General features: G+C 63.3%; 9 protein-coding genes. 6 read left to right on the top strand and 3 right to left on the bottom strand.

All coding sequences use genetic code 11. The features are described 5' to 3' along the window. Nucleotides 1-506 precede the first annotated feature (506 nt). Nucleotides 507-1,550, top strand: coding sequence for a M42 family metallopeptidase (locus FGQ67_RS05055; RefSeq protein WP_138340433.1), 1,044 nt, complete (start codon nucleotides 507-509; stop codon nucleotides 1,548-1,550). Nucleotides 1,551-1,686: 136 nt separating this feature from the next. Here the strand turns inward: FGQ67_RS05055 and mnmA are convergent, their stop codons facing one another. Further along, nucleotides 1,687-2,910: a tRNA 2-thiouridine(34) synthase MnmA gene (gene mnmA, locus FGQ67_RS05060; RefSeq protein WP_271735424.1), complete on the bottom strand. Its 1,224-nt coding sequence runs from the start codon at nucleotides 2,908-2,910 to the stop codon at nucleotides 1,687-1,689. Between the two features lie 58 nt (nucleotides 2,911-2,968). Beyond that, the gene (gene cysK, locus FGQ67_RS05065) at nucleotides 2,969-3,907 is read right to left on the bottom strand and encodes a cysteine synthase A (RefSeq protein WP_138340435.1); all 939 of its coding nucleotides are present in this window, start codon (nucleotides 3,905-3,907) and stop codon (nucleotides 2,969-2,971) included. Between the two features lie 253 nt (nucleotides 3,908-4,160). Here cysK and FGQ67_RS05070 point away from each other — a divergent pair, with 253 nt between their 5' ends. Beyond that, nucleotides 4,161-4,589 (top strand): RrF2 family transcriptional regulator, encoded by a 429-nt coding sequence (locus FGQ67_RS05070; RefSeq protein WP_138340436.1) that lies wholly within the window; start codon nucleotides 4,161-4,163, stop codon nucleotides 4,587-4,589. Nucleotides 4,590-4,723: 134 nt separating this feature from the next. On the opposite strand, the gene FGQ67_RS05075 is transcribed toward FGQ67_RS05070, so the two are convergent. Next, a complete protein-coding gene (locus FGQ67_RS05075; protein WP_117746372.1) occupies nucleotides 4,724-5,089 on the bottom strand; it encodes a phage holin family protein in 366 nt (121 codons plus the stop codon). 271 nt (nucleotides 5,090-5,360) lie between these two features. On the opposite strand from FGQ67_RS05075, the gene FGQ67_RS05080 reads away from it, so the two are divergent. From FGQ67_RS05080 to FGQ67_RS05095, 4 genes are all read left to right on the top strand, one after another. Continuing rightward, nucleotides 5,361-5,660 carry a YerC/YecD family TrpR-related protein gene (locus FGQ67_RS05080; RefSeq protein WP_022094855.1) on the top strand — a complete coding sequence of 100 codons (300 nt, stop codon included), beginning with the start codon at nucleotides 5,361-5,363 and terminating at the stop codon, nucleotides 5,658-5,660. 173 nt (nucleotides 5,661-5,833) lie between these two features. Then, nucleotides 5,834-9,022: a PD-(D/E)XK nuclease family protein gene (locus FGQ67_RS05085; RefSeq protein ID WP_138340437.1), complete on the top strand. Its 3,189-nt coding sequence runs from the start codon at nucleotides 5,834-5,836 to the stop codon at nucleotides 9,020-9,022. A gap of 3 nt (nucleotides 9,023-9,025) precedes the next feature. Continuing rightward, nucleotides 9,026-12,679: a UvrD-helicase domain-containing protein gene (locus FGQ67_RS05090; protein ID WP_138340438.1), complete on the top strand. Its 3,654-nt coding sequence runs from the start codon at nucleotides 9,026-9,028 to the stop codon at nucleotides 12,677-12,679. A gap of 535 nt (nucleotides 12,680-13,214) precedes the next feature. Continuing rightward, the gene (locus FGQ67_RS05095) at nucleotides 13,215-14,003 is read left to right on the top strand and encodes an IS3 family transposase (RefSeq protein WP_138340439.1); all 789 of its coding nucleotides are present in this window, start codon (nucleotides 13,215-13,217) and stop codon (nucleotides 14,001-14,003) included. The last annotated feature ends 144 nt before the right edge of the window (nucleotides 14,004-14,147 follow it).

A 14,147-nucleotide genomic window follows, 5' to 3' on the forward strand; every position in this document is an offset into this window, starting at 1 on the left:
GCCCCGAGACGGGCAAAACCAAGGCATACTGTCCGCTGCGGATAGGTGGTGCACTTCCCAGCGTGCATTTTTGGGAGTATTCAGCAAGCTCTTAAAAATGCATAACGTTTTGAATGGCCCGTAGTGGCCCGCAGGCGCCCATCGACAGCCATTGTGGGCGGGCTATCGATGAGTGGAGGGGGTTGTTACTGAGTTTCTGCTTTGCGACGACCTGCAACACTGCTGTAACCACGTCGTTTTGTCGTTCGCGATGGGGTCGTTGGGACCCACGGTGCTGAATACTCCGTTTTTTGCACGGCCGAAGGTGGGGTACCCTGAGACGAAGCAAAAAGATTCCTCATTTCTATGCAAATACCGATAGGATTTATACAAGATTGGGATTGTAAGCCGTGCGCGTGCGCAAAATCGGCGCGAGGACGTCTAGAGGTGGCTCGGCTCCCAGAGCCTTGCGCGTGCAGAACGGTTAAAATCGGGATTCGGTCTTATTTTTGCTTGGAAGGATGCACATGGCTTCTGTAATCGATGCTTCTCTAGAGGAGACGCTCTCCTATATCGCGGGACAGCTTAAGACGCTGACTTCTATTGCCTCGCCTACGGGCTATACTCGTGCGGCCACTGATTATCTGATGGAGACCCTGCGCGATATGGGCTTTGGCCCCGAGCGTTCCAATAAGGGCAACGTGCTGGTTGAGCTTGGCGGCGAGGGTGAGCCGCTGGTGTTGGCCAGCCATGTCGATACCCTGGGCGCCATGGTGCGCTCCATTAAGGACAATGGTCGCCTGCGCCCCACGACCCTCGGCGGGCATCAGTGGTCTACGGCCGATGGCGAGAACTGCACCGTTTACACGCGCGATGGCAATGTCTACACGGGTGTGGTTCTCAATACCGAGCCTTCGGCGCATGTGGCCGATGAGCCGGTCAAGACCATCGAGAAGAACATGGAAATCCTGCTCGACGAGAACGTTGACAGCAAGGACGATGTGCTCGAGCTGGGTATTCAAACCGGCGACATCATCGCTATGGATCCGCGCACCACGGTGACGGAGAGCGGCTACATCAAGAGTCGCTTCCTTGACGACAAGCTGTCCGCGTCGATTCTGCTGGGTTTGGCCCGCGCCGTCGCCGAAGGCGAGGTGACGCTTTCGCGCAAGGTTTCGTTGCTCTTTACGGTGTACGAGGAGGTCGGCCACGGCGGTGCCTTTGTGCCGGCCGACACGCGCGAGATGATCAGCGTGGACATGGGCTGCGTGGGCGACGACCTGGGCTGCACCGAGCGCATGGTTTCGATTTGCGCCAAGGATTCGGGCGGTCCGTACAACTACGACCTGGTAACCACGCTGTCCAACATCGCGCGCGAGCTGGAGCTCGATTACGCCATCGATGTGTACCCGCACTATGGCTCCGACGTCGAGGCCACGCTCTCGGCCGGCTACGACATTCGCCATGGTCTGATCGGCCCCGGCGTGTACGCGAGCCACAACTACGAGCGCAGCCACATCGACGGCGTGCGCAATACCTACGAGCTGGTTCGCGCCTACGTCCAGCGCTAACGATGTAGCGACCTCGGCTGACACAGCAGTGCCGACCGAGGCCGTCCTCTCTAAGTTGCGGTGAAATAGGGACTGTTTAGCGGCCTGAAACGCTTAAACAGTCCCTATTTCACCGCAACTTATGAAGGAGATGGGACTACTTGATAGCTGCCGTAACGGTGCCGCCGCCCAGGACGATGTCGCCGCGATAGACGACGACGGCTTGGCCGGGGGCGATGGCTCGTTGCGGCTTGTCAAAGGTCAAGAGCATCTGCCCGTTTGCGCCGCGCGTGAGCACTGCCGCCTGGTCTTTCTGACGGTAGCGGTACTTGGCACCTACGCGAATGCCGCCGGCGTCGAGCTCCGCCTCCATGTGTGCGTCCGGCGCGCTCCAGATCCACTCATCGGCCGTGAGGGCAGCGGCGGTCAGGTCCTCGGCCTCGCCCAAATGCACGGTGTTGCTGGCGGCATCGACGCCCGTCACATACACGGGATGCGCCATCGCGACGCCCAGGCCCTTGCGCTGGCCGATGGTGTAGCGCAGCGCGCCGCTGTGGCGCCCGACCACGCTGCCGTCGCGCCACACAATGTCGCCCGGTGCAGCGGGATGTCCGCAGCGGCGCTCGATATAGCCCGCGTAGTCACCGTCTGGAATAAAACAGATGTCCTCGCTTTCGGCCTTCTGGGCGTTGGTAAAGCCCTGCTCGGCGGCTATGCGGCGCACGTCGCGCTCTTTGTCCAGGCCTGCCAGCGGAAAGATCGTGTGCGCCAGGCGCTCCTGCGTAAGCGAATACAAAAAGTAGCTTTGGTCCTTTTTGGGATCTTCGCCGCGATGTAGCTGCCAGGTGCCGTCTGCCGCCTGGTCTGTTTTGGCGTAATGTCCCGTGGCGATGTAGTCGCAGCCCATGTCCAGCGCCGCATCGAGCAGCGCGCCAAACTTAATGTGGCGGTTGCAGATAATGCACGGATTGGGCGTCAGCCCCTCCTGGTAGGCCTTCACAAAGCGCTCGATAACGTTGCGGTCGAACGTCTGCTGCAGGTCGAGCACATGGTGGGGTATCCCCAGGCGCTCGGCGACGGCCTTTGCATCGGCGATGTCGCGGTCGACCTTACTCATGCCCGTGATGGGATCGGGCGCGGGACAGGTGAGGCGCATGGTGGCGCCGACGCATTCGTGGCCCTGGCTTTTGAGCAGGTACGCGGTCACGCTGGAATCGACGCCGCCGCTCATGGCGACGAGCACGCGCTTGTTGTGCATGGGGAGGTTCTCCTTGGTGGCATGTGGCCAAAAAAGAAAAGCGGCGCGGGAGGCTGGTTCCGCGCCGCAGACATTGTAGCAAGTTCGGACGTTTCGTGGGACACCCTGTTGGGATGAGCCCAGGCTGCCAGAAGAGAGGGGAGACCGGCGTGCCTTGGACTCGTTCTAAGAACGAGAAGCTCTAGTCCTGGAACAGTGCCGTGGACAGGTAGCGCTCGCCCGTGTCGGCAAGCAGGGCCACGATGGTCTTGCCCTCGTTCTCGGGGCGCTTGGCCAGCTGCAGCGCGGCCCACACGGCGGCACCGGACGAAATGCCCACGAGCACGCCCTCCTTGTGGCCCACGGCGCGGCCGGTGGCAAAGGCGTCGTCGTTCTCGACGGGGATGATCTCGTCGTAGACCTGGGTGTCGAGGACGTCGGGCACAAAGCCGGCGCCGATGCCCTGGATCTTGTGTGGGCCGGCCTGGCCCTTGGAGAGCACCGGGGAGGTGGCGGGCTCGACGGCGACGACCTTAATCTCGGGGTTCTGCTCCTTGAGGAACTCGCCCACGCCGGTCACGGTACCACCGGTGCCAACGCCGGCGACGAAGATGTCGACCTGGCCGTCGGTGTCGTCCCAGATCTCGGGGCCGGTCGTGGCCTTGTGAATGGCGGGGTTGGCGGGGTTCACAAACTGGCCGGCGATGATGCTGTTGGGAGTTTCCTTCTGCAACTCCTCGGCCTTGGCGATAGCGCCTTTCATGCCCTTGGAGCCGTCGGTGAGCACGAGCTGCGCACCGTATGCCTGCATCAGCTTGCGGCGCTCGACGGACATGGTCTCGGGCATGGTGATGATCACCTTGTAGCCGCGGGCGGCGGCCACAGAGGCGATGCCGACGCCGGTGTTGCCGCTCGTGGGCTCGATGATGGTGTAGTCGCCGCCGCGCACGAGCTTGCCTGCCTTCTCGGCCTCGTCAATCATGTTCTTGGCGACGCGGTCTTTAACGGATCCGGCGGGGTTGAAGTATTCCAGTTTGACGAGCACGCGAGCCTTGAGGTCCTCGTCGGCCTCAAAGTGGGTGAGCTCCAGAAGCGGGGTGTGGCCGATAAGCTGATCGATGGACGTGTAAACCTTGCTCATGGTGAACCTCCAAAGTGTTCAAGTTGCTGGTTGCCGTGTGGTTTTACGGCGTGTCTAGCAGCTAAACCCATAAACCTTATAGGTTGTTCGTTCAGCTGTTGGCAAGCATAGTAGACACTAAAGCCTAGTAATGCAATAGGAAATAGAAGATTATTACGAGTCGATTAACCATCTTGACCGGAACGGGTATTTCCAAAGCCAATTTTTCGGCTAGAATTTCAACGGACTAAAAGACCGAAAGGCAGCACTATATATGTTGGTTTCCACTAAGGGCAGGTACGCCCTGCGCGTTATGGTCGATCTGGCCGAGCACCAGGCGGCCGGTCGTATCCCGCTCAAAGAGATCGCGGCGCGTCAGGGTATTTCGGAGAAGTACCTCGAGAATATTCTGGCTACGCTCGTGCGCGCCAATATGCTCTCGGGCATGCGCGGCAAGGGCGGCGGCTATGTGCTCACGCGCCCGCCCGAGCAGTACACGGTGGGCGAGATCCTGCGCCTGACCGAGGGCAGCCTGGCGCCGGTCGCCTGCCTGGATGGCGACTGCAAGGGCTGCTCGCGTTCGGATGAGTGCCCCACGCTCGACGTGTGGAAAAACTTGGACAAGCTCATCAACGACTACCTCGACGGTGTGACGCTCGACCAACTTGTCGCTCACAACGAGGGCTACGACTACGTGATCTAGCCCCACCTGCCGCGTGGGGACAGGGTGGAAATGGAAGAATTTCTGACCCTCTGAGACTGGACAAAGAAGGCCGTCCATTTTTGCGATGGGCGGCCTTTGCTTTGTGTTTCTGTGACTCCTGACGACGGATTGTTTTAATCGTTGGCGACGCCGTCGAGGATGCTGCGCATGATGGACACCAGGATGCTGCCCATAAAGGCCGAGCCAAAGCTGGCGATAGAAATGCCGGCGCCTAGGAGATTAACCGACAGGTAGCTGGCAAGCTCGAGCATAAAGCTGTTGACCACGAGCTGGAAAATGCCCAGCGTAATAATGGTGAGCGGCAGCGAAATGACCGTGAGGAACGGCTTTACGAGCGAGTCGACGATGTTGAGGAACAGCCCCACAAAGGCAAAGCAGACCCAGGCTTCGGCAAAACCGAAGGGTTGGATGCCGGGGACGAGGAACGTGGCGATTGCGATGGCGATCGAGGTGAAGAGCCAGTTAAGCATAAAGCGCATGGTGTGATCCCTTTCTGCGCAGACAGTGTGTCGCTTTGTTTGGACGCCCATTGTCGCAAATATTCGTGGAGCTTACGTGCGCATTTAGTTTCAAAACGGCGTTCGTCCTGAAAAACGCGCCGCTGGCAGAGAGTCTTGTCGCTTTAGTTTGGTGGTGTGCTACACTGCTACGGGCAAATGCCCCATGCATTGTTTTATTGCATAGAACGGGCGAACGATGCCCGATGTCAGTATCAACTTCGATGCCTTTTGGCGGGTTTGGCGGTGATCGATGAATATCGAGAACATGTTTGACAAGCCTGATGTCAAGCAGCTGGTCCACGCATTTAGTCTTTTGGACGACGAGAAGGATATTCAAGCGTTTTTGACCGATATCTGCACGCCGCGCGAGATTTGCGATCTTTCGCAGCGCCTGCAGGTCGCGCGTTATTTGGATGAGGGCGAGCCCTATGTTGAGGTTCAGGCCCGCACCGGTGCTTCGTCCACCACGGTGAGCCGCGTGTCCAAGGCGCTCAACGGCGAGTACGGCGGCTATCGTAAGATCCTCATCAAGCTGGAGGATGGCGAGTAGGCCAACGGCAAAAACGAATTGCACAGAACCGTCCCTTCGGGGGCGGTTTTTTTGGTGCAAAGGGGTCAGGTCTGTCCCCGATGCACCAAAAGATGTTGGTGTGGGGCCATGTTGTCCGCGTGGGCGGGTAGGATGGATACATTGATTATTGCGAACAGTTTGAGTGGAGGATCATGCCTGTTCGAATCTATACCACCAATGCCGGCGCGGACCTGAGCGATGCCGAGGCGGCGCTGCTGAGCGACCTTGTTGCCCGCCATGGACGTGCCGTATTGCTGGCGCCTACGTTTGCCGAGCTCGACCTGTGCCGTCACGATGCGGCGGTGGCCGGCGCTTCACTGGGCGTTGACTGCAAGACCCCCTCATCGTGGCTCCGTTCGCTGTGGGAGCTGATGGGCGACGGCCGCAGCTTCGTCGACAACCTGCAGCGCCAGATGCTGTTTTCGGATATGGTTGCCCGTCGCGACGATGCCGACCTGCAGCCGCTTTCTCGTAGCCAGGGCACGGTGCGCATGCTCGCACGCATGGCTCGCGATGTGCTTCCGGGCGTGGCGGGGACAGGTGCCGAACGCCACTGTGGCAACGCCTGCCAGCCCGAGCCCAAAAGCGATGCCGAGGCCCGCGTGTTCGAGCTTTTGCGCGCCTACGCGAGCGGCTTGGACCGCCGAGATCTGGTCGAGCCCTGCGAGGCGGCCGACATGATGGCCGGCGCCTTGGCCGACAATCTGCCCGCCTGCGCCCGCGCTGTGTTCGTGCGCGGCGTCACGTCGTTTGCGCATGGCCTGCTCGAGCTGCTGTCTGCCGTGGCGAATGGCGGGGGAGAGGTCGTCGTGCTGCTCGCCCGCGAGCAGGCGGCAATGCGCGAGGAACTTGCTGCGGCCTTTGATGCCCGCGGCGTGCTGTTTGAGATTGCGCCGCTGGGGGAGGACGCTGCCGCGTCTAAGACCTCCTCTAAGCCCACCGCTCAGCCTGCCTTTATAGAGGTGGCTGGCCCCCATGCCCGCGCCTATGCCTATGCGAATTCTATTGATAAGTTGGTAAGGGAATGCGAGGAGGCCGCACCGCGCGACGGCGCTGCGGCACCGGCCGATCCTGCGCGCGTGCTCGTGGTGTCCGCTCGGGCACCCCAGTTGTTCGGCGAGCTCGCCGCCCGTTTGGCCGCGCGTCACATTGCGGCCGAGACGACCGAGTTCACGGCGTTTTCCCAATCCATCGCGGGCAGGCAGTTCACGGCGCTTGCCAACCTGATCGAGCGCATGAAGGCTGCTGACGAGGGCACCGCCTCCAAGACCGAGTGGTGGCCCGCCCCGGAGCTTACCGACTGGATTTACAGCCCGCTTTCGGGCGCCGATGCCGCCAGCGCGCGAGCCCTCGATAAGAACATGCGCCTGTCGCGCAGCAAGACCACTGCGGGCGTGAAGAGCCTGCTGCAGAGCGTGCAGGGTCAGGCGAGGGGTGCGCGCAAGGCGGCCAGCGACCAGAACTGGTTTAAGAACGTGCCGTGCGTGGTCTCGGACGTGTTCCAAGCGCTGTGGCGCGACAAACCCGTGACGGCGCTCAAGGCCATGCTTGCCGTTGCCGAGGCGCTGCCCGATCGCGCGTTTGGCGGTCTCGACGGCCAGGCCCGTCGCCAGGCCGAGACTGCCCTGCTGCGCCATACCATCGACATCCTTATGAACGACGCCCGTGCGCTCGACGTGTCGCAGGCGGCGACCGTGCCCGTGCTCGACGGCGTCCGCACCAAGGTGGACAAGCGCAGCACCGCATACGATTACGAGACCTACGAGGTCGATCGCGCCCCGCGTGCCCAGGTGCGCTTTGCGTCGCTTGCCGATGCGGCGGCGCTGCGTCCCAACAGCTACGATGCGGTGCTGTTTGCCGATGTCGACCTGGACAGCTATCCGCTCTCGCATGAGGAGGGCCCGTTGGCCACGTTGACGGAAGAGCTGGATCGCGGCGGCGTGACGCTTGAGCCCGCCGCCCTGCTGCGCGTGCGCTTTGGGCGTGCGATGCAGGCTGCGCGCGGCTCCGTTGTGCTTGCCCGCGTGACGCACGACCGTCAGGCGCGCGAGTGCTATCCGGCTGCCGTGTGGACCGAGTTGCGCGCGCACGCCAAGGCCGCTGACGACGCCAAGGCCGCTGACGACGCCAAGGCCGCTGACGACGCCAAGACCGCTGACGACGCCAAGACCGCTGACGCCGACAAGGCCGCTGACGCCGCCAAGGCGACGTGCGTGGGCGAGGGCGATATCGTAAGGGACTTCGACCCCGCCGCCGGCGAAGGGCTCGAGCGCAAGCGGGTCGCATGCGAAGCCCCTCAGCATCTGAGCGCCGAGGCCGTGCCGTATCTGGTTTTGCGCCGCCGCGATGGTGAGGGCGAGGACGCGCCGCTTGTGCCACGCTTGACGTCCGCCTCGCAGATCGAGGCCTATTCCACCTGTCCGCTGTGCTGGTTTGTGTCCTATCGCGTAAAACCCCAGTCTATCGATGCGGGCTTTGGCAACATGGAGAAGGGCAACTTTGTACACGACGTGTTGGAGCACCTGCATGCTCGCCTGCCGCAGGAAGGTATGGAGCGCGTGACGCCCATGAACCTGCCGCGCGCACAGGAGCTGCTGCGCGAGGTCTTCGACGAGACCCTGGCCGAGCACGCCGGCAAGCGCGGTACCGAGGGCCCGCTCGTGCCACTCTCTCCGGTGGAGGAGCGCCAGGTGGCCGAGATCTTGCCGCAGCTGGAGGGCGTGCTCGCCTATGAGTCCGAGGCGCTTGCGCCCTTTGTCCCGCGCTATCTGGAGTTTGCGTTTAACGAGCTTAAGGTCGAGTATGCAGGTTGGCCGCTCGGCGGGCGCATCGACCGCGTGGACGTGGATGCCGAGAACCGTGCCGTGGTGATCGACTACAAGCACCGTTCGGGCGTCGAGGAGTATAAGCTCGCCGACCCCACGGTGTTCGACGAGAAGACGGGCGCGGTGCCCGCCGACGACTCGCGTTGGTTGCCGCCGCATACCCAGACGCTCATCTACGCGCAGGCCATGCGGCGGGCGCTGGATCTGAACACGCGCGCGGCGCTCTACTTTTCGACCAAGGGCGGCAAGCCGGCGCTGCGCGGCGCCGCGAGTGACGAGCTGCTCGAGGAGGAACGCGGCGACGGTCGTATTCCAGGCCTTAAGAAGGGCTTTCCGGGCGAGGGCGGCAATATGGACTTCGACACCCTGCTCGACCGCGTGGAGGCCGGAATTGCCGAGCGCCTGCGCGAGCTCGAGGCAGGCAACGTTGCTGCCGTCGATCCGACGTCGGCTCACGCCGCGCATGCGCGCTGCTCGTATAACCACGAAGGAACGTTTGTAAGGAGGGACGTGTAGACCATGGATCTTTCGACTTTGATGCCGCAACAGCTGCAAGTCGTCAAAACGCTCGACCGTCCGCTGTTTGTCTCGGCGGGCGCCGGTTCGGGCAAGACCTTCACCCTTACGCGCCGTATCGTCTACGCGCTCTCGCCCGAATCCGGTCCGTTCGTTGAGCATCTGGACCAGGTGCTCGCCATTACCTTTACCAAGGACGCCGCGGCCGAGATCCGCGACCGCGTGCGTCGTGCGCTTATCGAAGAGGGCATGGACGAGGAAGCCCTGACGGTTGACGACGCCTGGATTTCGACCATCCACGGCATGTGCTCGCGTATTCTGCGTGCGCATGCGCTGGAGCTGGGCATCGACCCCGAATTCACGGTGCTCACCGATACCGATGAGCTCATGGACCAGGCTGTCGAGCATGTGCTGGCCCGCGCGACGGCACCCGATGCCGCTCCCGAGCTTGCCGCTTCGCTCAAAGCCCTCTACGCCTGGTATCCCATGGCGGGAGAGGGCGGTCCCTTTGGCGGCGGCACCACCATCAAGGGCTTGGTGCGCGACCTGCTGGAGCTGTCCAGCCAGCTGCCGGGTGGCATGGACGACGTGTGCGTGCTTCGCGGCTGCTCTGATACCTCGGCACTTGCCGATGCCTATCGTGCGGCGCTCGGCGCGAGCAAGGCCGCGACCGAGAAGGCACAGGTGGCGCTTGAGGCCATCGACGTGTTCGAGGCGAGCGACAAGACCATGGCGGATGTGGCGCGGCTCATGATGTCGTGCGGCATGCCGCGCGCGAGCAAGATGTTCCCTAAGGAGAACGTCGAGCTGCTCAAGGCAGAGGCTGCCGACACGTTTGTCAACATTGTGCTGGCTTGCGGCGACCCGGCGCTCGATGCGCTGACGGGGCTCGCCCGTGCCGTGGAGGCGGAGTACCGCGCGCTCAAGGCCGACCAGTCCGCGCTCGATAACAACGATCTGCTGCGCATGGCATACGAGGCGCTGCGCGACTATCCTACTATCCGAGCCGCCTACGAGGGCCGCTTTAAAATGGTCATGATCGATGAGTTCCAGGACACCGACCAGATGCAGGTCGATCTGATTCGCTACCTGACGGGTGCGGGCGAGCGTGCGCTGTGCACGGTGGGTGACGCGCAGCAGTCGATCTATCGCTTCCGTGGTGCCGAGGTCGAGGTCTTCCGCCGCCAGGAGCGCAAGGTGGGTGCTTCGGGCGCGTCGGCAGCTGCCAGCACTCCGGGCGCCGTTCTCGCTTCGTCTGGGGCACCCGCCGGCGAGCTTGTCAAACTCGTGCGCAACTTCCGCAGTCACGACGAGGTCCTGCGCTACGTGGCGCGTGTCTTTGACGGCGATACCGGTGGCCTTATGCAGGGCTTTTTGGATCTTGAGCCGAGTGATGAGCGCGAAGACAAGCTCAGGGCAGAGGCTTCGCGCCGTCAGGCGCTGCTCGTTGCCGGCGGCAGCACGCAGGAGCGCACGCAGGCGAAAGCTCGTGCGATTGCCGAGCGTTTCCGTGCGCTTGCCGATAAAAAACAGCCTCAGGGCGATATGGTGTTGCTGCTGGGCCGCATGACCAATGCCGACGTCTATGCCCAAGCGTTCCGCGACCAGGGACTCGACTGCGTCATTGCGGGCGGCTCGGTCTTTGCCCAAGCTGCCGAGGTACAGACGATTCGCGCCCTGGTGTGCGCGCTTGCCAACCCGGCGGACACGGCGCAGGGCCTTATGCCCCTGCTGGCCTCGCCGATGTTTGCGCTCGGTGCCCAGGAGTTCTTGGCACTGGCGACCAAGCTCGACGACCAGACGGGGGAGACCTCGCGCCGCAATATCGATGCGGGCATCATGAGCGATTGCGACGTGCCCGGCCTGCGGGATCTGCCGCTGCTGACGCGCGCCCGCGAGGTGCTGCGCTATGCGTTCCGTCGCGTGGGGCGCGATTCGTTTGCCGCTATCGCTCGCGATGCGGTCAACGCCTCGGGCTGGTTTGTGCGCCTGGCGCAGCGTGGCCCCGAGGGCAAGGCCATCGCCGCTAACGTGCTCAAGGCGCTCGATACCGTGGCCGAGGCAGAGGCCGAGGTCGGCAACTCGCCGCGCTCCATTGCACTCGCCTTCGATCGCTTCCTGGCGGGCAAGGAGGCGCCGGGTGCGCTCAACGAGGAGGGCAATGGCGCGGTACGCATCATGACGGTGCATGCGTCCAAGGGTCTGGAATATCCGGTCGTGGCGGTTTCCGAGTGCTTTGGCGTACGTAAGTCGACCGGAGCTGCCCAGATGGGGCGTGTCGAGGGCGGCGCGCAGGTTGTGGCACTACCGGCACGCTTTGATGGTGTTAAGCTCGCCGACGGGACTTTCGTCAAGGGCGACGACGTCAAAAAGCAGTTTGAGCACGCATTTAAGGGCAAGGGCACGTCGCTGTGGCTTTCGCCGGAACTTATGGACGATGTCTGTGCGACGGGTTCTCCCGCCGAGGCATTTGTGCGCCTGCGCAATGATGACCTGCAGCTCTCGCTCGAGGAGCGGGCCCGCTTGCTCTACGTCGCCATGACGCGTGCGCGCGAGCTGGTGATTCTGGCGATGGACGTCGCCGTGAGTCGCGGTAAGGTGCCGGCACCGTCTTTCGACGTCGAGTCCGACCTGACCTATGACGTGCTGCGCCGCATTCTGCCTGGCCAGGGCCTGGGTATGCCGCAGCTCGATGCCGACCACTTGGTGTTCGACAATTCCCAGCCGGGCGATTACGAGCTTATCTCGCTGGCAAACTTTACCTTTGGCGAGCAGACGTTTGAGGCTAACGCTTCGTTGGATGCCGAGGGCAGGCTTGTCCGCGGTGGTGCGGAGGCGGAAGGCGCCGGCGCAGATGCCCGCGTCGCCGTTCTCGGTCCTGCCGACCCCGAGCCCGATGCGTTTGAGCTCGTGTATCCCCGGGCGGTGGGTGTGCGCATGGGCACCTGCCCGTATCCGGCGCGCGATTCGTACAGCTATTCGTCGATTGCCGCGGTGCTGCATGCCGAGGCCGAGGACCATGCCGCCGAGGTGCGCGTGCCCATGGACGAGGCTGGCGATGATGTCGAGTCGGATGGCTCGGAGATGACGGATGCGGATGTGGCTGCTGTCGAGCCCGTCGGCAATCCCATGGCCCTGGGCTCGGCCTTCCATGCCGCTTGCCAGTGGCTCATCGAGATGGGCGCCGACGAATTGCCCGCCGAGCGCGCCGATACCCTGGCTCGCCTGTGGCACCTGACGTCGGAGCAGCGCGAGCGTTTTGACGTTGCTCTGGATCGCTGGCTTAAGTCGGCGGTTCGCGCCGAGCTGCTTTCCTGGCCGTGCGTTCGCGCCGAGGTGCCGTTCTTCTCGCTGGGCTGCGAGGACGAGGACATCGCCCGCTACGGTGCGTATGCCGAGGGCGCTATCGATGCCTTGGCGACCGATCCGGCAGATCCGTCGCGTGCGTTGGTCATCGACTACAAGACAGGTGGCACGCCGGACGAGACACCAGACCAGTTGCTCGAGAAGCATGCCCTGCAGGCGCGCGTCTACGCCGATGTTCTGCATAAGGCGGGCTACGAGGCGGTGACCGTCAAGTTCGTCCGTGTGGAACAGCCGGATCCAACCATCTTCGTCGAACCCGCCGAGCCCCAAGTAGTCACCTACAAGCTCTAGCCTCAATAACTTGCGGTGGAATAGTTCCTGAATTGCTGCTCAGGCGGGCCAAAGGGGGTGCGGACAGAAAGTTGGACCGTGAAGCGGTCCGGACTGGAGGTTCGCATGTACAGCAGGGAGAAGGTCGAGCTCTTCCTCCTGGCGACGGAGGACGGCATGGGGCCGACCGCCGCCGCGAAGTTCGCGGGGGTCACGGTGGGCGCGGCCAAGAAGTGGGCGACGGGCCACCTCCCGCACAGCTACACCGGGGCGCGCTGTAGAATCGTGGCGAGGAAACCGCCACGGAAGGAGGCCAGCTTGGGCCCCGACAAGTCGATCTATGCCCCGCCCGCGACCGGCCCGCTCGCCGGGCTCAACGAGGACCAGATAGAGAACCTGCTGCTCAGGGCGGTGTTGGACGACCTAAAAGCGGAAGGGTGGGACCCGGCTTCGATCTCGAACAGGAGCAAGTGCGAGCTCGGCGAGAGATTGAGGCGGGCGACCGCCCTGCCCCTCCGCTCGATCACAGGTTTCTTGAGGATATCGAAGAGCTCCTATGAGTACTGGAGGCCCCGCGTCGCCGTGCCGCGCGACCGCGACGCCGACATACGCGACCGCGTGGTGCGCATCTTCCGCGAGGGCTCGGGGTGCTGGGGGGTACCGCACCGTCTGGGCGCGCCTGCGCCGCGAGGGCGTCCGGGCCAGCGAGAAGCGCGTGGCCCGCGTGATGCGCGAGGAGGGCCTCGAGGTCGTCTACAACAAGAGGCGCGCCCGGGGCTACAGCTCCTACGCCGGCGAGGTCTCCAAGGCGCCGGAGAACCTCGTGAACAGGAGGTTCCGCGCCGACGAGCCCAACCGGCTGTGGCTCACCGACATCACCGAGTTCAGGCTCCCGGGCGGCGAGAAGGTCTACCTGAGCCCGATCGTCGACTGCTTCGACGGGATGCCCGTCGCCTGGTCGATCGGGCTGCACCCCGACAAGCGCCTCGCGAACTCGAGCCTGCTCAAGGCCTGCGCGGCGAGGCCGGCGGGCGCGCGCACGACGATCCACTCGGACCGGGGCGGCCACTACCGCTGGCCGGAGTGGATCGGGATCTGCGAGGAGAACGGCCTGGTCAGGAGCATGTCCGCGAAGGGCTGCAGCCCGGACAACTCGGCCTGCGAGGGCTTCTTCGGCCGCCTCAAGAACGAGTTCTTCCACTACAGGGACTGGGAGGGCGTGACGGCCGAGGAGTTCATGGGGAGGCTCGAGGCGTACCTCGTGTACTATCGCGAGGAGCGGATAAAGAAGTCCCTCGGGTGGCTCAGCCCGATGGAGTACCGCAGGAAGCTTGGATACGCCTAGGCGCGGTCCAAGAAATCGTCCGCACCCCCAAACAGGAACTATTTCACCGCAACTGCCGTAGGAGCCGTGTGGGTTTGGCTAGGTTCGGGTGGCGTCCGCGCCGTGGGGTAAAATCGTTCAGTCAGAACACGAACCCGCATCGGA

It is taken from the genome of Collinsella aerofaciens, from assembly GCF_005845035.1.
GTDB lineage: Bacteria > Actinomycetota > Coriobacteriia > Coriobacteriales > Coriobacteriaceae > Collinsella > Collinsella aerofaciens_I.

Bases quoted from the DNA above. Each gene is read 5' to 3' on its own strand.
- FGQ67_RS05080 (WP_022094855.1), top strand. From the start codon at position 5,361: ATGAATATCGAGAACATGTTTGACAAGCCTGATGTCAAGCAGCTGGTC.
- FGQ67_RS05070 (WP_138340436.1), top strand. From the start codon at position 4,161: ATGTTGGTTTCCACTAAGGGCAGGTACGCCCTGCGCGTTATGGTCGAT.
- FGQ67_RS05085 (WP_138340437.1), top strand. From the start codon at position 5,834: ATGCCTGTTCGAATCTATACCACCAATGCCGGCGCGGACCTGAGCGAT.
- FGQ67_RS05055 (WP_138340433.1), top strand. From the start codon at position 507: ATGGCTTCTGTAATCGATGCTTCTCTAGAGGAGACGCTCTCCTATATC.
- FGQ67_RS05075 (WP_117746372.1), bottom strand. From the start codon at position 5,089: ATGCGCTTTATGCTTAACTGGCTCTTCACCTCGATCGCCATCGCAATC.
- cysK (WP_138340435.1), bottom strand. From the start codon at position 3,907: ATGAGCAAGGTTTACACGTCCATCGATCAGCTTATCGGCCACACCCCG.
- FGQ67_RS05090 (WP_138340438.1), top strand. From the start codon at position 9,026: ATGGATCTTTCGACTTTGATGCCGCAACAGCTGCAAGTCGTCAAAACG.
- FGQ67_RS05095 (WP_138340439.1), top strand. From the start codon at position 13,215: ATGAGTACTGGAGGCCCCGCGTCGCCGTGCCGCGCGACCGCGACGCCG.